We start from the raw sequence: 20911 nt of genomic DNA on the forward strand, positions 1-20911 counted from the left end.
GTGCGCCCATGCGGACAAGCCTCCGTCTATGGCTGAACGAAGGCACGCGTAGGCGGGGGGCGAACGGCTTCAGGGGGTTGCGGTCAGCCCTTCGGTTGTCCGCGACGAGCGCGGACATTTGCGCCAAGTACCTGAGCGCAGTCGAAGTAAATGCGTTTCAGGTTCCGACAGAACGTTCCTGTCGGCTGTAGGGTGCGTCATCAACCACCATAGGACAAAAGATGCCGACACTTCCGATGCCCAACCCGATCCAAGTTTGTGAGGATGCCCTGCGCGCCGACAAGGCGTACAATGTAGAGAATGCAATCCTGCCCAGCGAAAACAGGATCATCGACCGCTTGCTTGCCCGGCGTGCCGAGCTGGTTTCGGCCTATGCCGAGATCTACGAGAAGCTGCACGACCGGGCGTATGGGATCGCGACTATCCTGGGCGTCGTCACTAACGTGGCGGCGTTCTGGAATCCGCAGAAGGTTGCGGATGCGCGTGACGCGCGCGTCAGGCTCCAGGAGGTCAATCGCGAGATTGCGGAGCTGGCAATGGACCTTGCCGGTCTGCTTGAGGAGCGCTCGGAGATCGGCAACAGCTCGGGCTTTTCCAGCGACACCCATTATCACATCGCGGAAGTGATCGATGCGGCTTCGAGCGACAACGGCTTCTACCGTTTCCACCTGCGGGACGAGTTGAAGCCATTGAAGTCGCAATATGATCTCAAATATTGGCCGAGCCTTGCTGAAGTCGTTCGGGTGATAGGCCTGGACGCGGGTGACGCGGACACGAAGGCGACGGACACGCTGACCCGGGCAGCAACGACAGGGTCGCGCGGTTCGCGCGCCGACTTTTTCAAGGCGTTGTTCCAGCTGATCCGGGAGAATGGAGACGCCAATCCCGGTCATCTTCCGAGGAATTTCCGGCTCAGCGATGAGACCCTTGCCTCGCTGGCGAATTGCGCGCTCGATCTTGAGCCTGATGATCTGGTCGATGGAGCCTATGTGAAACGGCTGCGCCAACGGGCACGCGAGCGCCGCCGGTGATGTGAACTGAGGCAGATGCAAAGGCAGGGGCCCTTGTCAACGGGGTGTCCGAGCTTACCTCTTCATCATGACCACCTTGTCGAAGCGACATCATTGGCTGCCGATGTGCCATTCCGAATTATGGGTGGACGGCGATGGGTGCGTCACGACCATCACCGGCAAGGGGGAAGTCCGGCGGACCCAGCCGATCAACACGGCTGTGATTGGCCATTATAATTCGATCCGTCTGCCCGATGGCACGAAGGACCCGTCGCTCGAGCGCTTCTTCGCCAATGAAATCGAAGGACCGGTCGCCCCTGTCCTGGCGCGGGTGGGGGGCGAGAAGCGGCGAGACCTGATCCTGGAAAGCCGGTTCAATCAGACGCTCCTGGTCCGGGACAAGCGCCTGATCGAGCGTGACGGCTTCTTCGCCGATCGAAAGGCGTATTCTGTCGCCTTTTCGGCGGCGGATCGACGGGCGCTCACCCGCTATATGGCGTCACTGATCGTGCGCGTGCCCAGCTATAAGGATGAGCTCAATTCGAGCCGGATGCTGGAGAATGTGGCAGCGGTGCTGGGGCTCGCGCCGGAGGCGGCCCGCTTCCAGACCGACTTGCTGCATGTCGATATCATTCACCGGCATCTGGGAGACTATGCCGAGCGGCTCGAGCATTGCGGGTTCGCGTTCTTCGATGCACCTGAGGGGACCGAATTCATCATCGGCGATACACCTGTGATCCCGGCGGCGCTTGGCTTTGGCGAGGCTGAGGTGATGTGCCCGATCACGCCCGAACGGGCGTTGATCATCGTGAGCAACTATCGGGCGCCCTTCGACGATCGCATCGGCGTCTTTCGCGCGCGCCCCCCCTCGGTCCGGGCATTCAACAAGACCATGATCCAGAATGCCGAGCGCGAGATCTTCTGCCGGTCGCCATTCCCGATCGACGTGGTGACCAAGCATCTCGGTTCGCGCCAGATCCGGCTCGCCCCCAATATCGAGACCGCGGCGGGTGAGCATTCCGCCAGGGGACCGATGCTCGGTCGCCCCGCCGCCGCCTGAGAGGTCGACCATGGCTCAACTGATTGATGTCTGGGACGTCTCGACCTTCGACGATGCGCTTCTTTCGATGCTTGAGGACCATGCGCAGCTGATCCGGAACTACCGGGCGGAGTCGGTTCGGTTGGACAGGGAGCGCGAGGCGCAATCGCCTCGTGGCCCGCACAAGGAGAACCGCTTCGGGCCGGCGCTGTCGGCCTTCCGCGAGGCGATAACCGAATTGATGGCCGAGCGGACCATCCGCGCGTGGCATTTCACCCGCCTGACCGCGGGCGAGAGAGCAATCATTCGGGACGCCGGGATGCAGCCAATGACGCTTGCGCTGATCGCGCGGCGGCTCGATGCTGCGGTTGCCGCTGGCGATCTCGACCGCGATCTCGCCGATCATCTCTATGCCGAGAGTCCGTTTCATCACCAGATCGAGGGAAATCGCGAGAACAAGATCTGGCTGACCGCGCAACCCTATCCGCTCGATGATAGCGGCGTTGAGGAATTCCTCGATCGCTGGGGCGGCGAATCGATCAGCTTTGTTCACCGCGACGGAGCAGTGCTCGATCGACTGCAGCAGGTGGGCAGCGGGTGCGTGCTCGAAATTGCCCTGCCGCTGCGCGTTACCACGCGCGTGGGTGAGGCGGCGCAGAACGTCATCGACGCGTTTGCTGCGTCAATCGGTGTCGACGGCGGTTGGGGTGGCGGGGCCGACATGGTCGCGGTTCGGCCCATCGAGCCTGAATGGATAATCGCAATCCACCGCAAGGGAGACCCCACGTTCGACGCGATCGGCCGCGGGTATCCGACCAGCTTCGTCGCAGATCCGGGCTAATCCGAGCCGGGCTGCACGCCTGGTCAGTGAAAATCGTGGCTGCGGACCTTGATCAGGTCTTCGGGATCGGTGCGGGTCGCAATGGGCGGTGAATAGAGATCGCGTGGACCCGGGCGCTATCCGGCGTCGCCGCGATCAAGGCGGCTGGGATGGGTCGCGCCATCGCCGCGTCCAAAGGTCAGCGGCATATCCATCCGGCCGACCGAGCACAGAATGTCGTCGCACGGGGCGACACGGTCGACGATGACGGGATGACTTGATGTTCTTCGCCGTGGCTTGGACCTCACCCGAGAGCTGGTCATAGGCCTTCTGTGCCTCGCCGTCCGACATCGGGCCTGCAGCCGGCCGACCGGGATGCGTGATCTGAACGGCTGGTTAGGCAAAAGCTGACGCTTGCATCAACGATGCTGAACGTCTTGAGCTGGTCGGAGTCGGCCGATCGCTCCGATCTGGCGGAAACGGCCGATCGGGGACGATTCTCGTCATTCAAGGTCGTGGTCGAATGGCGACAATGGGCTGGAGTCGGTCGGAGGGTCCGACCTGGCCGAACGGCCGGCCGCCAGCCGGTCTCGCATCACCCGCGATTCCACGGAAAATCGAGCGTCGGCCGGTTGGCATAGCGGGTCATCGCCAGCACCAGCCGCGCACCGCAACCGGGGTCGAGCCGGATCGTGACATCGCTTTTCCCGACCGCGACGCTGCGGCCGTCGATCGTCACGCTGTCGATGCGATGTTCGGCAAAGGCGCCGCCCTGGACGGTGACGCTACGCGCCTCGCCGGGGTGGAGGTTGACCAGGGTCACCTCGGTCGAACGGTCGCCCAGGCTATGGACCAGCGCGCCGACGTCGGCAGGCACCCCCGCGCGCTTCGCCACCGGATCGAAATAGCGCAGCCGGCTGTGCAGGGGAACGCCGCCCTGCGCGGGCGACGTCTTCGACCAGGGCGGGCGGGCGATGTGGAGGCCACCGGTCATCGTCTGGACGAGGCTGGTCACGCTCGCCGGATTGATGTCGATCGGCCAGTCGGCGAGCCGCGTCTCGGGCGTGGTCGGATCCTTGTCGCGCGCGGCGATCCGGGTCGCGATATTCTGCAGGTCGGCGGCGATGACATCGACCGGATAGTCGGGATCATGGCCTTCGAGGAAGCGCAGCCAGGGATGATCGCCGGCGGCCGCACGATCGTCGGCGCGCTGCGACATATACCAGATCTCGAAGCCGTTGGCGCGGTAGGGGCCCGGCTTCCAGCCATACCAGCCCTGCGCGCCATGCATCGTCGGCGACGACAGCACGCCGTCGATCGTCTTGGCCTGCGCATCGATCTTCGCGGTCTGGCGCCGCCACAGATCGATATAGGCAAGATCGCCGGTCAGCAGCGTCGCGCCCATGAAGGCGGTGATCGACCGCGGCACCCGGTTGCGATCCTCGCGCCGGCCGGTCTGCGGGACGACCGGCGAGAAACCCCAGCCATAGACGCCCTTCCACCAGTCGTCGCCGACGCTGCCGTCGGGGCGGACATGGCTGGGCAAGATGTCGCCGTTGCGCGCGGCGCGATCGGCCCAGGCATCGAGATAGTCGAGCGCCCAGCGCCGATAGGACTCGCCACCACCCAGCGCATAGGCGTTGAGCCCCAGGGTCGTCGCCTGCAGGTTGAGCGGATTGTCGCCGACCACATCGCCATATTCGAGATAATGGTCGAGCGTCTGGCGGTAGGTCGTCTCGCCATGCTCCATATGGAAGCGCGCGCCCGCCGCGAACGGATCGCCGGCCCAGTCGAGCGGGGTCGCCTGACGCAGCATCGGCCCGCGGCTGCCGTTCAGCAGGCTGCGCATCATCCGCAGCTTCGGATCATAGTTGCGCACCGTCGGATCACGGCCGGTGTAGAAATCGGCGTAGCGGCGGGTGCGCTCAAGCAGCTTGGCGTCGCGCGGGGTCGACAGCCCCATCAGGTTGAAGCTGGTGAGCCCCTCGGCATTGTGCTGCCAGTCCATCTGGACCGGAAATTCCCGGTAATACATGCCCTTGCGCGCGATCGGCACATCGACGGTGCGTGCGGCGGTATATTGCTTCAGATGGCCTTCCCAGAAGCGCCGCGCGAGATCGAGGATGCGGTCGCTGCCGCCGAGCGCGTGGATCAGCAGCCAGTCGTTGGTCGCCTCGGCGGCGTCGTCGGGCCCGTCATTGGCGCCCCAGCGCTCGAACACCCGCAGCCGGTCCCGGCCGTCGACATATTTGGCGTAGAAGGCTTCGCACGCCTCTTCATTGGCGCGCAACAACTCGCGCTGCATCACCGCCCAGCGCGGCGCCGGCATCGGCGTGGCGACCGCCAGCGCGGGGGACGCGCGCAGCTGCGCAGGCAGGGTCAGCGCCGCGGTGGCGCCGAGGAAGGTCCGGCGATCGATCCGCATCAGTTCAGCTCCAGCCGCCGGATCGGCCCCACCACGACGAGGAAGGCGAAGATCGTCAGCAGGCAATGCGCACCGACGAACACCAGCGCCAGATCGAACGACCCGGTGGCGCCGACGATATAGCCGACCACGATCGGGGTGACGATGCCGGCCATGTTGCCGAACATGTTGAACACCCCGCCCGACAGGCCGGCGAGCTGCTTGGGCGCGACATCGGCCATCACCGCCCAGCCGAGCGAGGCGACGCCCTTGCCGAAAAAGGCGAGCGACATCACCGTCACCACCAGCCATTCGGCATCGATCCACACGCAGGCGATGATCATCGTCGCGAGCAGCATGCCGGCGACCAGCGGCCCCTTGCGCGCAAGGTCGATCGACCCGGTCGTCTTGAGGATGCGGTCGGAGGCGAAACCGCCGACCAGCCCGCCCGCGAAACCGAACAGCGCTGGCGCCGCGGCTGCGAAACCGGCTTCCATGATGTTCAGCCCGCGCTCCTTGACGAGGTAGATCGGGAACCAGGTCACGAAGAAATAGGTGAGCACATTGATGCAATATTGGCCGAGATAGATGCCGATCATCATCCGGTTGGCGAGGAGCTGGCGGATGTTCGGCCAGGTGAAGGTCGATGCCTTGGCGGGACCGACACCGTCGTCCTCCATATGGATCAGCCCGCCGCCGGCCTCGATATGCGCCAGCTCGGCGGCGTTGACCCCGGGGTGGCGGGCCGGGCTGCGGATGAAGCGCACGAAGACCGCGGTCGCGACGAGGCCGAGCGCGCCCATCACCCAGAAGATCGCGCGCCAGCCGAAACTGTGCACCAGCCAGCCCATCAGCGGCGCGAACGCGACCAGCGAGAAATATTGGGCGCTGTTGAAGATCGCCGACGCGGTGCCGCGTTCGGCGCCCGGAAACCAGGCGGCGACCAGGCGGGCATTGCCGGGAAAGGACGGCGCCTCGGCGAGGCCGACGAGGAAGCGCAGCGCGAACAGCATCGCCACCGCCGACACCCCGGCGATCAGGCCGACCAGCCCCTGGGTCGCGGTGAAGATCGACCAGATCGCGATCGCGCCCGCATAGATGCGCTTGGTGCCGAACCGGTCGAGCAGCGCTCCGCCCGGAATCTGCCCGATCACATAGGCCCAGGCGAAGGCCGAGAGGATGAATCCGGTTTGGACCGGCGACAGGCCGAGTTCGCCGGCGGCGGACTCGCCGGCGATCGAGAAGGTCGCACGGTCGGCATAGTTGATCGTCGTGATCAGGAAGATCAGCGCGATGATCCCGTAACGTGCGCGGCTGGGCCGGTCTGCGGGAAGGTGGGCCGCCTGGGTCACTGATGGGCTCTCCTGCTGGCCGCCGCCCGTCTGTGGGGGGTGCGACGATCGATAGCCCCCGACGCTAGTCGCCGCATCGGCCGGGGTCCAAGTCGAAAACGGCCATGATCAAGCCAGTTCTTGACATGATCGGGCGCGCAAACGGCATGCGGGTGCCGATCGGTGCATGACCTGCATCGATCCATGCGGGATTGAGGTTGGCGTCGCGGCGCGGTCCGGGGCTAACCAGCATGTCACCGATCCGGCAGCCAATGCCGGACATGAGCGGCGCCAGGCGCCCGGCATCAGGGGAGTGAAAGGCCATGATCGGCATCCATCAGTTCAAGACCATGTTGAGCCTGTCGACCGCGATGGTCGGGCTCGGTCTCGCCGTACCCGCCTTCGCCCAGCCGGCCCAGCCCGAAGCGGCGACGCCCGAAACCACGGCCCCCGACAGCGCCCCCGAAAGCACCGACGCCGGCCAGTCCGCCGGCGTGACCGGCGCCGTCGCCGAGGAGATCGTCGTCACCGGCTTCCGCGCCAGCCTGAGCAGCGCGCTCAACCTCAAGCGCCGCGAGACCGCGACGATCGACGCGATCAAGGCCGAGGACATCGCCGAATTCCCCGACCTCAACCTCGCGGAATCGCTCCAGCGCATCCCCGGCGTCGCGATCAGCCGGGTGAACGGCGAAGGCCGCAACATCTCGGTCCGCGGCCTCGGCCCCGAATATACCCGCGTCCGCATCAACGGCATGGAGGCGATCGGCACCACCGGCGGCACCGACAATTCGGGCGGCGTCAACCGCGGCCGCGGCTTCGACTTCAACATCTTCTCGTCGGACCTGTTCAACAATCTGTCGGTGCGCAAGACCGCCACCGCCGATGTCGAGGAAGGCTCGCTCGGCGGCACCGTCGACCTGCAGACCTCGCGGCCGTTCGACTATCGCAAGCCCACCGCGGTGCTGTCGGCGGCGGCGAGCTATAACGACCTCAAGAAGAAGACCACGCCGCGCCTGTCGGGCCTGCTCACCACCACCACCTCGGACGGTCGCTTCGGCGTGCTGCTGTCGATGGCCTATGAGGAGCGCAAGCTGAAGGAGGAAGGCGCCAACATTACCCGCTGGACCTATGGCGGCTTCAACGGCGGTTTCAACGCGGCCTCGACGCTGCCCGGCTACACGATCGCCCAGATCAACAATGCCGACCCCGCCACCGCGCTCTACCATCCGCGCATCCCCGGGCTGGTCAGCTACGACATCGCCCAGAAGCGCCTCGGCGCGGCCGGATCGGTCCAGTTCAAGCCGACCGACCGGACGCTGCTGTCGATCGACGGCCTCTATTCGCGGCTCGACGGCACCCGCACCGAGCGCCAGCTCCAGGCGATCAGCTTCAGCCGGTCGGGCACCGGCAAGCCGCAGACGATCATTCGCAACGGCACCGTCGACAGCGACAACAACATCATCAGCGGCACCTTCGACAATGTCGACCTGCGCTCGCAGTCGCGCTTCGACGAGCTGAAGACCGATTTCTACCAGGTGACGGCGTCGCTCGACCACCAGTTCAGCGACCGGCTGAAGATCGGCGGCATGGGCGGCTATTCGAGTTCGGAGTTCACCAACCCCGTGCAGACCACGGTGACGATCGACGCGATCAACACCGGCAATTTCAAATATGACTTCTCGACCCGCTTCCCGACGATCGCGCCGGGCGTCGATGTCTCCAATCCGGCCACCTTCGGCTTCATCAACGGCACCTCGGAAGTGCGCGTGCGCCCGCAGACGGTGAGCAACAGCTTCACCACCGCCAAGGGCTTCGTCGAGTGGGAAGCCAGTCCGGCGGTGACGCTCAAGGCCGGCGCCGACTGGCGCAAGTTCGAATATGGCTCGACCGAGCAGCGCCGCCTCGCCGGTGAATCGGTGGTGGTGCCGCTGACCGCCGCGCAGCTCGCGGGCGCCACCACCCTGTTCTCTGGCTTCGGCAAGGGGCTGAACATCCCCGCCGGCACCCCGACCGCCTGGGTGGTCCCCAATCTCGATGTGTTCATCAAGCAATATGGCATCTACACCAACCCGGCCTATGCGACCGGCGGGGTCGAGAATGCCAGCGCGCGCGGATCGTTCATCACCGTGCGCGAGAAGGATCTGGGCGCCTGGGGCATGGCGCAGTTCAACCTCGAGGACGATCTCGGCGTGCCGATCCGCGGCGACATCGGCGTGCGCTATGTCGACACCAAGCAGCTCTCGACCGGCTATGCGAGCCAGGGCGCCGCGATCAACCTGGTCAGCGCCAACCGCAGCTATCATCGCTGGCTGCCGTCGCTGAACCTGGTCGGCAACGTCACCGAGAAACTGCAGCTGCGCTTCGCCGCCGCCAAGACGCTGGCGCGCGCCGGCATCTCGGCGATCGCGCCGGGCGGCAATCTGAGCATCTCGGGCGGCAACCGCACCTTCACCACCGGCAATCCCGATCTCCAGCCGACATCGTCGAAGAATCTCGATGTCTCGATCGAATGGTATCCGTCGCGCGGCGCGATCTACGCGCTGTCGGGTTTCCGCAAGGATATCGGCACCTTCGTCCAGACGCTGAGCGTCGGCGTGCCGTTCAGCAGCCTCGGCCTGCCCGACTCGCTGCTCGCCGGCACCTCGGCCTCGGCCAGCGACATCTTCATCGTCAGCCAGCCGGTCAATTCGAGCGGCGGCATCCTGAAGGGTTTCGAGGTCAACGTGCAGCAGCCCTTCAGCTTCCTGCCCGGCTTCCTCGAGCATTTCGGCGTGCTCGCCAACTACACCTATGTGAAGTCGGACATCGAATATCTGACCGCCGCCAACGGCAGCAGCTCGACGATCGCGCCGCTGGTCGGCCTGTCGAAGCATGCCGCCAATGCGACGCTCTATTACGAAACCGAGAAATTCTCGATCCGCGGCTCGGTCGCCTATCGCTCGCGCTATCTGACCGCGGTGCCGGGCACCGAGGGCAATGCCTATAACGGGACCAACAGCACCACCAGCGTCGATGCCCAGGTCTCGTACAACATCACCGAGAAGCTCAAGGTCAGCCTCGAGATGATCAACCTGACCGACACCAAGAACGACCAGTTCGTCGACGAGACCAACCGCCTGAACGTGCTCACCCATAGCGGCCGGCAGTTCAACCTGGGTGCCCGTTACGCCTTCTGACATCCCTCGAAGCGCGTAAGCTGCGCCGGTCGCCTGCCCAGGCGACCGGCGTTTTTTTGTCAGAAGCTGATCACGACATGCGGCACATCGCCCTCGATCTCGCCATGCGCGGTGCGATAATCGGTCACCGTCACCCCGGTGTCGCGACCGACATCGAGCATTTCGCCGACCCCGGCGGGCAGCACGAAGGTGCGGGCGATAGCGCCGCTCGCGAGGATATCGTCGCCGCTGCCGATCACGACCTTCGCGCCCTTGCGGACGCCATCGGCGGTGAAGGCGAGGTGCAGGCTGGTGGCGCCCTTCGGCAGCCGCGCCTTCGCGGCGATGGTGACGATGTCGTCGGGGCGGGTCGAGCGCGCATAGGTGAAGACCGGGCGCCCCCGGTCGAGATAGAGGCTCCAGCCGGCGAAGCGGCTGCCGACCGCGAGCACCACCCCCGAGGCATCGGGCCGGTCGAGCTTCAGCTTGGCGTCGACGGTGAAGGAGCGCCCGACGAACATCGGCCCGCGCATCGCCGGGACGCTGACATCCTTGCCCCAATAATCATAGCGCGTGCGCTGCGGCGGCAGATGGCCGCCGCGTGCCGGACCGAAACGATGATCGAGCGGCAGGACATGGTTCTTCGCGGCGACATCCTGCCAGAGCGCGACCATCGCCTTCATCCTATCCGGATATTGTGCCGAGACATCCTCGGCCTGCGAAAAATCGCGATCGAGGTCGTAGAGCGTCCATGTTCCCGGCGCACGCGGGCCGCCCGGCGGCGCCGGCTCCCAAGGCTTGCGGCCATCGTCCAGGCTGGCGAACCAGCCATCATGATAAAGCCCGGCCTTGCCGCCGATCTCGAAATATTGGGTACGGGGCCTGTCCGCCCGGCAGGCGGTGAGGCTCGGAATCAGGCTTTGCCCGTCGAACGCTTTCTGCTTCACGCCATAGACGGTCTCGGGCGCAGGGATGCCGGCAGCCTCGAGCAGGGTCGGTGCCATGTCGACGAGATGGCCGAACTCGGCGCAGACGCTGTCGGGATGCGCGACATGGCCCTGCCATGACAGGATCATGCCGTTGCGGATCGCGCCGAGCATCGAGGCATATTGCTTGGTCCAGCGCAGCGGCGTGTTCATCGCCAGCGCCCAGCCCGCCGGATAGGTCGGATAGGTCTGACGCCCGCCGAGCCTGTCGATATTGGCGGCGAGCCAGGCATCGTCCTCGTCGAGACCGTTGATATTGCCGAGCTCGTTGATCGTCCCGCGCGGGCCGACCTCGGTCGCCGCGCCATTGTCGCCCTGGACGATCGCGAACAGGGTGTTCTCATAGTCCCCCATCCGCCGCAGTTCGTCGATCACCCGGCCGAGCTGCGCGTCCTGATAGGCGAGCATCGCCGCGGCGACCTCCATCGTCCGCGCCGCGAACGCCTTTTGCTGCGCGGTGAGCGAGGACCAGGCGGGAATGCCGTCGGGGCGCGCGGTCAGCCTGGTGCCCGGCGGGATGATCCCCTGCGCGAGCTGCCGGCGCCAGGTCTCCTCTCGCTGGACATCCCAGCCCTGATCGAAGCGCCCCTTGAACCGCGCGATATAATCGGCCGGCGCCTGGTGCGGGGCGTGGGTCGAACCCGGCGCGAAATAGACGAAGAAGGGCTTGTCGGGCGCCGCCGCCTTCTGGTTGTGGACCCAGGAGATCATGTCGTCGGCCAGGCGATGGTCGAGCAGCACCGCCGGTTCGGGCTGGTCGGGCAACCGGCTGATCCCGCGGTAGAGATTGGGGTTCCACTGATCGGTGTCACCCTGCACGAAGCCGTAGAAATAATCGAAGCCGAGCCCGGTCGGCCATTGATCGAACGGGCCGGCGGCGGTCTCCTCGCCGCCCGGGACGTTATGATGCTTGCCGAACATCGCGGTGCTGTAGCCGTTGAGCCGCAGCGTCTGGGCGATCGTCGCGGTCGAGGACGGGATATGCGCGTCATAGCCGGGGAAGCCGGTCGGCAGGTCGCTCAGATAGCCGACTCCGACATTGTGATGGTTGCGGCCGGTGAGCAGGGCGGCGCGCGACGGCGAGCAGATGCCGGTGGTGTGGAAGCGGTTGTAGCGCTGCCCCGCGGCCGCCAACCGGTCCATGTTCGGAGTCGGCACCGGCCCACCGAACGCGCTCGACATCGCGAAGCCGACATCGTCGCTCATGAACAGCAGGATGTTGGGCGCACCTTGCGGCGCACGAACCGGCACGAGCGGGGTCGGGGTCGAATCGAGAACATTGTCCCGGATCACGCCCGCAAACGGCGCGAGTACGATCGGCAGGGCCATGCGTTCGCTACGCTGCTGCGCCGGGGCCTGCGCCCCGGCAAGCAGCGCGATCGCCGCCACGCCGATGCCCGGCATCCTCTTCATCGCGCGTCTCCTCCCGACATTCTTTGCGCCTGCCTAACGCGCTGAGGGATCAGGTCAAATAATTTAATCCCTATACCTTAAATTATTCCGATGATGGGTAGAAAACTGGTAGATATGCGACCTCCTTGTTAAGGCTCGCCCATGAACGCTCCCTTCACCAAACCCGCGCTGGCGATCATCGAAGCCGCCGAACGGCTGATCGCAGAACGTGGCCTCGGCGTGCCGCTGACCTTGATCGGCCAGGAAGCGGGTGCGGCGAACAAGGTCGCCGTCCAATATCATTTCGGCGATCGCGAGCGGTTGATCGACGCGGTGTTCCGCTATCGGCTACCGCTGCTCGAAGGACGGCGGGCAGCGCTGCTCGCCGAAGCCGACGAGCAGGATCCGAACGCGCTGCTGGCGGCGTTGCTGCGGCCGATCGCCGAGGTTGTCGACACCGCCGGCCGGCGCAGCTTCGCGGGCTTCCTCTACCAGATCACCGCCAATGCGCGTGCGACCCGCGCCGGCTTCGACGCGCTTGCGCCATTCGCATCCTATTTGGTCGGGCGGCTGCGGCAGTCGCTGCCACATATGTCGCAGAACCAGTTCCACCGCCGGCTGGGATCGGCGTCGTTGGTCTATCTCGACTGGCTGGTGCAGGCCGATGCGGATGACGCCGTCGACGAAGCGCTGAGGCTCGCCGGTACCGTACTCACCGCCGCCTGATCCGGTCAGGCACGGGGACCCGCCGCGAACAGCCGGCTGGTCAGATGGGCATAGCTCTCGTCCTCGCCCGCCGGCGGCGCCAGCCGCGCCGGGGTCGGGATCGGGCGTTTCGACACCGCGTCGAAGATCACGTTGCGCTCGGCGAACTTCCAGCGGCCGTCTTCCCTGCGGTAATGGTCGAGATAGCGGACGGTCTGCAGGTCCTCGACATGCCCGCCCTTGCCGTCGCCATAGATATGATAAGCGAGCGCATAGACCTCGCCATGGCCCTCGTCGCCGTCGACCGCGATCAGATGGTTGCAGATATGGTGGCCGCTATAGTCGAGATAGGGCATCGATGCCTCGAGGAAGCCGACATAATCCTCGGCGGTCCCGCGAAACTTGTCGCCATGATAATCCATGCCATCGGCGGTGTAGAGGGTGCGCAGCAGCGCCGGATCCTTGCGGTCGACCCCGCGCGAATAGAGCAGCGCGAGTTCGCGAATCTCGTCCTTCGCGACCAGCGTCGCGAGCGCGTCGGTATCCAAGCCCATCACCATCCTCCTCCAGCCGTAGCCGCCTTGCCCGTCGAACCGGCGGCATATTCGGCACGAAGCGATATGCCGATTGAGGATGGGAGCGCCATATCGCCATGCGCCCCGCCGAATTTGAACGCCCGCGCGATGCGCCGGGCGGGCAAGGCCGACAGTCCCCTAACCTATCTCGACCCTCGCCTTCAGCGCGACATTCATGCCTTGCAATGCAGCCTCGACCCTGGCGCCCACCGCGCGGGCCAGCAGCGGGCCGACGAGCCCGCCCATCACCTCGCCATTGGTGACGGCACAACCGCCCGCGGTGGTCGCGATGTCGATATAACGGGTCCCGCGCGCCAGACCGCCCATCGCCATCGTCTGGTAGACGAGCCGCCGGTCGGGCAGCATTTCGAGGACGGTGGCCCGCGCCTTTTGCGGCTTCATGCCGGGCAGCACGACCGCGAGGTCGATCGCATCGCCGATGCCGATCGACCCGCACGCCTCGGCATAAAGCGGGTTCCAGTCGCTCCAGCCGCCGACATCGTCGAGCAACGCCCAGACCGCCGCGGCCGGCGCGGCGATCTCGACTTTCCGTTCGATGCGGGTGCCGCGATAGCCTGCGGCCTGCTGCTGCCCCATGCTCATCCCCTCGCCTACATTCATTTGCGCTGTGCGGCGGTCTCGTCGCGCTTGGCCTTGAACTCGGCATCGGCGCTCCAGTCGGGCCAGGCACGACTGTCGGCGAGCGCGCGGCCGGTGTCGTAGAGCAGGGTCAGGTCGGGAACGATGCTCGACAGGTCCCAATCGGCGCTCCATTCGTCGGCGGGCTGGTGATATTTGTCCTTGGTGTAGGCGTCGCCGAGCGCACGACCGCGCTCGACCCCGCCGTTGAACAGGTCGAGGCCCGGCTTGAACGAGACCGCCGGCACGCCCTGCTTCGCCATCGAGAAATGATCCGAACGGTAGAAGCCGCCGGTCTCGGTGCGCGGATCGGGGATATAGGTGCGGCCGAGCTTCTTGCCCTGGGCCACCAGCATGTCGAGCAGGCCGAGCTTGGCCACGCCCGAGATGGTGAAATCCTTCGCCGCGCCCTGGCCGAACATATTGTCCATGTTGAACATGCCCGCGGTGGTCGCCAGCGGATAGACCGGGTTGGCGCCATAATATTCGGAACCGAGCAGCCCCTTCTCCTCGGCGGTGACCGCGAGGAAGACGATCGAACGGTCGGTGCGCGGCGCCTTGGCGAAGGCACGGCCGAGTTCGAGCAGGGTGGCGATGCCCGAGGCGTTGTCGCGCGCGCCATTGTAGATCCTGTCGCCCCGGGCGTCGGCCAGGCCGATGCCGAGATGATCCCAATGCGCCGAATAGATCACGGTCTCGTCGGGATGGCCCTTGCCGGGCAGGCGGCCGAGGACATTGTGCGAGACGATCGTCTCGGCCTTGACCGCATAGGAGGCGTCGAGCGTCGCCTTGAGGTCGACCGGCTTGAAATCCTTCTTCTGCGCGGCCTTCTTCATCGCGTCGAAGTCGAGCCCGGCGGCCTTGAACAGGTCGACCGCGAGATCGCGCTGGATCCAGCCCTCCATCGGCACATGTTCAGCCGCCGGGTTCGCGCGGACGATGTCGAACATCGTGTTGGTGTTCGAATTCTTGACCGTGGCCCAGCCATAGGAGGCCGGCGCATATTCGTGGATGACGAGCACGCCGGCCGCGCCCTGGCGGGCGCCTTCCTCATATTTATAGGTCCAGCGGCCATAATATGTCATGGTCTTGCCGCCGAAATCGCCCTCGCCGCCCTCGAAATCGGGATCGTTGACGAGCACGACCATGATCTTGCCCTTGAGGTCGACGCCCTTGAAATCGTCCCAATGGCGCTCGGGCGCCTTGACGCCATAACCGACGAAGACCAGCGGCGCGGCGGCGATGTCGACCTGGGTCTGACCATTGAGCGCGGCGCGAACCGCGATCTCCTCGCCCTGACTCAATGCGCGGGCGGCACCGCCGAGGGTCAGCGACAATTTCGGGCTGCCGACGATGTCCGACTTGAGCAGCGGCACGTCCTGGGTCCATTTGCCGCCGGGCCCGCCAGGCTGCAGCCCGGCGGCCTTCATCTGGCCGCTGATGAAGTCGATCGTCTTCGTCTCGGCCGGGGTCGCCGGACCGCGCCCTTCATAGGCGTCGCTCGACAGCGTCTTCACGTCCTGGCTGACCCGCGCAGGATCGAAAGCCGGCGCGGCGGCGAGCGCCAGCGCGGGTGCAAGCAGGGCGGTGGCGGCGAGAAGGGCGGCAAGTCTGCGCATCATGTCATCCATCTGGGGCGGCAGGACGCCGCGGATGCCCTTGATTAGCAGCAGCGCCGCCATGCGCCATAGTGTCTGTTCCGGACGCCAAAGCGGTTGAAAAATAGCGCCCGCAAGGCCACGGTCCCCGCGCTGGGTCGTATATGGGGTCATGCGTGGCGGAGAGTGCGAAATGTCGGCGGTGCGGTGCCGAGATCGAGGTCGAGACTCTGGTCTGCCCCTATTGCGGCCACCGTGTGAACGACGAGTGGAAGGCCGAGGTTCGCGAACGCCGCAAGAAGCGCCGCACCAAGCGCAACATGATCGTCGCCGGCGGCGCGGTGGCGATCGCCCTGCTGATCTTCCTCGCCTGGCCGCGCGACCCGGGCAAGATCAACGACGGCTCGATCTCGGCGAGCAACAGCTATATCGCCCAGATCGGCCATGGCGATGACAATGTCCGCGTGCGCATCAACCTGCCCCGCTCCGAAAAGCCCGCCGACCAGATCGTCCTGCTGTCCGAAGTGATGCAGGATGTCGGCCGCGCGGTGGCGGGGGGCGCCAGCGATACGGCCGGGGCGACCACGCTGGTGGTCGAGACCGCGCTTCCCACGGTCGACCGCAAGGGCGACGAGTCGCGCTACACGACCTTCCGCCTGAAATATGCCGTCGCGAAGCTGGCGGCCGCCAATTACAAGAGCCCGCCGGTGACGATCCTCAACCTCGCCGACAAGGTCCAGCGCGAACGCCCGCGCGCCGACGCCGCGCTCAAGGCCTATTGCAGCGCCAATGCGGTGCCGGCGCGCGATTTCTGCGCGACCGCGAACCGCAACGAGGACGATCCGGCCTTCGCACCGCCGGCGGCGGGCTGATCGCGACCGCGAAGAGGCGACGAAAGCCTTTCTTTGCAGTCGCCAAGCAAAGCGCGATCGAACTAATCTACTCGATTGGTAGAGATGATCCATCTTCAAGGATCGTCCATGACCATCGACCATAGCCCGACCGTGAAACCCTGGGATGCCGCCGCGATCGGCGCGGGCCTGAAGAGCGCGCGGCTGCGATGGCGCGAGGCGCATCGGCGCAATGCCGAGATCGGCGCGGAAGGCTTTCCGTCGCGGCACAGGATCGACCAGATCATCGCCGACCTGTGCAGCGCGCTGTTTCCGCAGCGGCTCGGCGACATCCGCGCCGAACATGACGACGAGGATGCCTATGTCGCCGAGACGCTCGACCGCGCGCTGGGCGCGCTGCTCGAGCAGGTCCGGCTCGAACTGCGCTATTGGGGCAATGAGAGCGCGGTCGCCTTTGCCGACGATGATGCCGACACCATCCTGCGCCATTTCGCCGCAGCATTGCCGCGGGTCCGCACGCTGATCGACACCGATGTCGAGGCCGCCTTTCTGGGCGACCCCGCGGCGCGCAGCGTCGACGAGATCCTGATCTGCTATCCTTGCGCGGCGGCGATCATCCACCATCGGCTGGCCCACCAGTTGCACAGCCTGGGGGCGCCGCTGGTCGCGCGCATCATTTCGGAGATCGCCAATTCGCGCACCGGCATCGACATCCATCCGGGCGCAACGATCGGCGAGAGCTTCTTCATCGACCATGGCACCGGGGTGGTGATCGGCGAAACCGCGATCATCGGCGCGCGGGTGCGACTCTATCAGGCGGTGACGCTGGGCGCGCGCAGGCTGCCGGTCGATGGCGAGAATGCCGCCCGCTTCCGGCTGGCGCGCCATCCGATCGTCGAGGACGATGTGATCATCTATGCCGGCGCGACGATCCTGGGCCGGGTGACGATCGGACAGGGATCGATCATCGGCGGCAATGTCTGGCTGGTGCAGGACGTGCCAGCCGGCAGCATCGTCACCCAGGCCGACAATCAGCACCGTGTCGCCGCACGACGACACGCGGTGCTCGACGAAGCTTTCGAGCGATGATCATATTATCACTGATCAACCAGTAAATCATATTTCAATAACTTATATAAATATCATCCATATCTATAGATTGATTAAATCAAATATCTCGATAAATTTATATAAAGCTGATTATCTAATTAAAGAAATACTATCTTTTTAACTCGAAAATCGACTGCGATGTCCCTTTGCATCAATCCAAAGGGACTCATCGATGACCGCCAAGCCGCCCAGACCGAACCATCTGAAAACCCGCCGGACGAGGTTCCACCTGCTGGCCGGTGCGATCGCGATCGCGACCCCGGTGGTCGGCCAGGCCGCCGAACTCGCCGCCGATGCCGGGGCGGGTGCGGCAGCCGAAGCCAATGCCGATTCCGACCTGATCGTCACCGGCCGGCGCGATCCGCATATCGACCAGGTCCAGTCGACCCCCGCCTCGATCACCTCGCTGAGCGGCGACAAGCTGGCGCAGCAGGGGATCACCAACGTCCGCGAACTGGGGGTGATCGTCCCAAATCTGTTCCAGACCCGCACCGCCGTATCCTATCTCAACACCAACATCTTCATCCGCGGCGTCGGCGAACCCGATGCCCAGGGCGAGCCGTCGGTCGGCATCTATGTCGACGGGGTCTATGTGCCGAAGAATCTCGGCGCCCAGCAGGAACTGCTCGATATCGACCAGGTCGACGTCTATCGCGGGCCCCAGGGCCAGGCTTTCGGCCATTCGGCTGCAGCCGGCGCGCTGGTGATCAGCACGATCGTCCCCGACGACACCCCACGGCTCAAGATCCAGGCCGGCTACGGCAACTACAACGATGCCCGGGGCGGCATCGCCGCGAGCGGGCCGATCGGCGGCGATTTCTTCGCCGGGGTCGCGGCCTCCTACCATCGCCGCGACGGACTCAACCACAATGTCACGCTCGATCGCGACACCAACAATATCGACTATCTCGCCGGACGGACCAAGCTGCGCTACGCGCCCGACGACGGGTTCGACATCACCCTGGCGCTCAGCGGGGTACGCGACCGCAGCACCGCCCGCGGGGTGCAGAATCTGCTGTTCGGCGACCGCGACGCCCACAACCAGATCTTTCCCTATAACCGCTATGATCAGCTCGCCGCGACGCTGACCGCCAATGCCGCCTTGGGCGACCGGCTCAAGCTCCAGTCGATCACCGCCGCCTACGGCTTCAACCAGACCGCCTTCTTCGACAATACCGGCGATCTCTACGGGCGCGGTAGCCAATGGGTCCATTATGAGGACCGCACCTATCAGCAGGAATTGCGGCTGCTGGGCGATTATGACCGGATCGATTTCGTCGCCGGCTTCTATGCCTATCGCGAGGAGTGGTTCACCAACCGGCGCGCCAACACCGCCGCCAACGCGACCTCGGTGGTCGCCAATATCCGCTATCGCCCGGTCTATTCGCTGATCCAGCAGGATACCGACAATCTCGCGGCCTATGGCGAGGTCCATTTCAAGGCGACCGACCGGCTCAGGCTGACCGCTGGCCTGCGCTATAATTGGGAAAAGCATTTCAACGACAATCAGCTGTTCAATCTGGTCGCCGCCGCGCCGTTCCAGTCGAACACGACCAATTTCCTGGCGGTGCTGTTCGCCGCGCCGCAGGCGCTGGTCTGGTCGGCCGACGTCAAGCAGTCATGGGACACATGGGCGCCCAAGGCCTCGATCGACTTCAAATGGACGCCGAACATCCTGCAATATGCGACGATATCGCGCGGCACCAAATCGGCCGGCTTCGATTATCGTGCGCAGACACCGACCGCGAGCGGGCTGCTCCAGGCGCAGCTTCCCTATAATCCGGAAAAGGTCACCAACTATGAGGGCGGCTTCAAGACCGAATGGCTGAACGGCCGGCTGCGCGCGAACCTGTCGGCCTTCTATATCGACTTCAAGGATATCCAGCTGACGACGACCGACCCGGCGACGACGATCAGCCGGCGCTTCAACGCCGGCAAGGGATCGACCAAGGGCATCGAGTTCGAAGGCACCGCGATCCCGGTCGACGGCCTGCAGTTCGACGCCAACGCGTCGTGGCTGAGGGCGAAGCTCGACAAATTCTACGGCAATGCGACCGCGACCACCTATCCCAACGGGCTGGTATTGCGAACCAGCCCGTTCGCCGGCGCCACCCTGCCCTATTCGCCCAAATTCCAGGGCCGGTTCGCCGCGATCTGGAAGCTGCCGGTGGCTCTGCCCGGGGCGCTGACGGTGCAGGGCGCGCTTTCCTATCAGAGCGTGAGCTATACCGACACGACCAACAATCCGAACGTGCGGCTGCCGCGCCAGACCTATGTCGACGGCCAGATCGGCTATGCGACCGCCGACGATCGCTGGTCGATCGCGCTGTCGGCGAAGAATCTGCTCAACAAACATTATGCGCTGCCGCCCGGCTATACGCCGCAGGCCGACGGATCGGCGATCTACCGGTCGACCAATTACAACGACCCGCGCACCGTGCTGCTGACCCTCACCTACAAGCGCTGAACCGACACCAAGGAGAAAGATGATGGATCTGGGACTGACCGGCAAGCGCGCGCTGGTGACCGGCGGCAGCCGCGGCATCGGCCGCGCGATCGCGAAGGGACTGCTGGCGGAAGGGGTGCGAGTCGTCATCGCCGCACGCGATGCCGATGCGGTGCGCGCGGCCGCCGCCGATCTGGCGGCGGAGAGCCGCGGCGAGGTTCACGGCTTCGCCGCCGATACCCGCGACGATGCCGCGGTCGATGCGCTGGTCGCACAAGCGGTGCAGGCGCTCGGCGGGCTCGACATCGTCGTCAATTCGGCTGCCCGGCCGGGCAGCCCACCCGAGGTGCCCGGTATCGCCGGGGTCGAATCGGCCTATATCCTCGAGGAGCTCAACACCAAGCTGGTCGGCTATCTGCGGGTCGCACGCGCCGCGGCGCCGCATCTGGTCGCCAATGGCTGGGGCCGGATCATCAACATCAGCGGGCTCGCCGCGCGCCAGACCGGGACGATCCCGGGATCGGTCCGCAATATCGGCGTCGCCGCGCTGACCAAGGGCCTCGCCGACGAACTCAGCCCCAAGGGCATCAACGTCACCGTCGTCCATCCCGGCGCAACCCGGACCGAGCGTACCGCCGACAGCGTGCGCCGGCGCGCGGCCGCCGACGGCACCTCCGAGGCCGAGGCCGAAAAGGCGCTCTATGGCGGATCGCTGATCGGCCGGATCGTCGAGGCCGAGGAAGTCGCCGACATCGTCCTTTTCCTCGCCTCGCCGCGCAGCGTCGCGATCACCGGCGATGCGATCGCCGCCGGCGGCGGCACTGCCCGCGCGATCCATTATTGAGCATAT

Annotated in this window: 16 protein-coding genes; 9 read left to right on the forward strand and 7 right to left on the reverse strand. The window is 65.5% G+C overall.

Translation table 11 applies throughout. From position 1 onward, the window contains the following. The first annotated feature begins 221 nt into the window (after positions 1 to 221). The 3 genes from AC1RM6_RS27380 (at position 222) to AC1RM6_RS27390 (ending at position 2890) form a co-directional block, all read left to right on the forward strand. A complete protein-coding gene (locus AC1RM6_RS27380; protein ID WP_493107255.1) occupies positions 222 to 1031 on the forward strand; it encodes a hypothetical protein in 810 nt (269 codons plus the stop codon). 67 nt (positions 1032 to 1098) lie between these two features. Continuing rightward, complete coding sequence (locus AC1RM6_RS27385) at positions 1099 to 2070, forward strand: DUF4238 domain-containing protein (protein WP_493107257.1); 972 nt, start codon at positions 1099 to 1101, stop codon at positions 2068 to 2070. Between the two features lie 10 nt (positions 2071 to 2080). After that, a complete protein-coding gene (locus tag AC1RM6_RS27390) occupies positions 2081 to 2890 on the forward strand; it encodes a hypothetical protein (RefSeq protein WP_493107259.1) in 810 nt (269 codons plus the stop codon). A gap of 574 nt (positions 2891 to 3464) precedes the next feature. Here the strand turns inward: AC1RM6_RS27390 and AC1RM6_RS27395 are convergent. The 3 genes from AC1RM6_RS27395 to AC1RM6_RS27405 form a co-directional block, all read right to left on the reverse strand. Then, complete coding sequence (locus AC1RM6_RS27395) at positions 3465 to 5294, reverse strand: DUF8034 domain-containing protein (RefSeq protein ID WP_493107261.1); 1830 nt, start codon at positions 5292 to 5294, stop codon at positions 3465 to 3467. Next, complete coding sequence (locus tag AC1RM6_RS27400; RefSeq protein WP_493107263.1) at positions 5294 to 6625, reverse strand: MFS transporter; 1332 nt, start codon at positions 6623 to 6625, stop codon at positions 5294 to 5296. The genes AC1RM6_RS27395 and AC1RM6_RS27400 overlap by 1 nt, the downstream gene beginning before the upstream one ends. A 64-nt stretch (positions 6626 to 6689) precedes the next feature. Next, entirely contained in the window at positions 6690 to 6938 is a 249-nt protein-coding gene (locus AC1RM6_RS27405; protein ID WP_493107265.1) for a hypothetical protein, read from the reverse strand. On the opposite strand from AC1RM6_RS27405, the gene AC1RM6_RS27410 reads away from it, so the two are divergent. Beyond that, a complete protein-coding gene (locus tag AC1RM6_RS27410) occupies positions 6928 to 9780 on the forward strand; it encodes a TonB-dependent receptor (protein ID WP_493107267.1) in 2853 nt (950 codons plus the stop codon). The genes AC1RM6_RS27405 and AC1RM6_RS27410 overlap by 11 nt on opposite strands. A 59-nt stretch (positions 9781 to 9839) precedes the next feature. On the opposite strand, the gene AC1RM6_RS27415 is transcribed toward AC1RM6_RS27410, so the two are convergent. Then, complete coding sequence (locus AC1RM6_RS27415) at positions 9840 to 12158, reverse strand: arylsulfatase (RefSeq protein WP_493107269.1); 2319 nt, start codon at positions 12156 to 12158, stop codon at positions 9840 to 9842. A 141-nt stretch (positions 12159 to 12299) separates the two neighbouring features. Here AC1RM6_RS27415 and AC1RM6_RS27420 point away from each other — a divergent pair, with 141 nt between their 5' ends. Then, positions 12300 to 12863 carry a TetR/AcrR family transcriptional regulator gene (locus AC1RM6_RS27420; RefSeq protein ID WP_493107271.1) on the forward strand — a complete coding sequence of 188 codons (564 nt, stop codon included), beginning with the start codon at positions 12300 to 12302 and terminating at the stop codon, positions 12861 to 12863. 5 nt (positions 12864 to 12868) lie between these two features. Here AC1RM6_RS27420 and AC1RM6_RS27425 read toward each other — a convergent pair whose 3' ends face one another. The 3 genes from AC1RM6_RS27425 to AC1RM6_RS27435 all read right to left on the reverse strand — a co-directional run bounded on the left by AC1RM6_RS27425 (position 12869) and on the right by AC1RM6_RS27435 (position 15675). Beyond that, a complete protein-coding gene (locus AC1RM6_RS27425) occupies positions 12869 to 13396 on the reverse strand; it encodes a nuclear transport factor 2 family protein (RefSeq protein WP_493107273.1) in 528 nt (175 codons plus the stop codon). Between the two features lie 159 nt (positions 13397 to 13555). Continuing rightward, positions 13556 to 14014: an SRPBCC domain-containing protein gene (locus AC1RM6_RS27430; RefSeq protein WP_493107275.1), complete on the reverse strand. Its 459-nt coding sequence runs from the start codon at positions 14012 to 14014 to the stop codon at positions 13556 to 13558. 20 nt (positions 14015 to 14034) lie between these two features. Beyond that, positions 14035 to 15675, reverse strand: coding sequence for a M28 family metallopeptidase (locus AC1RM6_RS27435; RefSeq protein ID WP_493107322.1), 1641 nt, complete (start codon positions 15673 to 15675; stop codon positions 14035 to 14037). Between the two features lie 155 nt (positions 15676 to 15830). On the opposite strand from AC1RM6_RS27435, the gene AC1RM6_RS27440 reads away from it, so the two are divergent. The 4 genes from AC1RM6_RS27440 (at position 15831) to AC1RM6_RS27455 (ending at position 20905) form a co-directional block, all read left to right on the forward strand. Next, the gene (locus AC1RM6_RS27440; protein WP_493107277.1) at positions 15831 to 16526 is read left to right on the forward strand and encodes a TFIIB-type zinc ribbon-containing protein; all 696 of its coding nucleotides are present in this window, start codon (positions 15831 to 15833) and stop codon (positions 16524 to 16526) included. Between the two features lie 108 nt (positions 16527 to 16634). Continuing rightward, positions 16635 to 17594, forward strand: a complete 960-nt coding sequence (epsC, locus tag AC1RM6_RS27445; RefSeq protein ID WP_493107279.1) for a serine O-acetyltransferase EpsC — start codon at positions 16635 to 16637, stop codon at positions 17592 to 17594. A 193-nt stretch (positions 17595 to 17787) separates the two neighbouring features. Next, positions 17788 to 20082 (forward strand): TonB-dependent receptor, encoded by a 2295-nt coding sequence (locus tag AC1RM6_RS27450; RefSeq protein WP_493107281.1) that lies wholly within the window; start codon positions 17788 to 17790, stop codon positions 20080 to 20082. Positions 20083 to 20104: 22 nt separating this feature from the next. Continuing rightward, positions 20105 to 20905 (forward strand): SDR family NAD(P)-dependent oxidoreductase, encoded by an 801-nt coding sequence (locus AC1RM6_RS27455; protein WP_493107283.1) that lies wholly within the window; start codon positions 20105 to 20107, stop codon positions 20903 to 20905. The last annotated feature ends 6 nt before the right edge of the window (positions 20906 to 20911 follow it).

The sequence above is a fragment of the Rhizorhabdus sp. GW822-FHT03C02 genome (genome assembly GCF_058801765.1).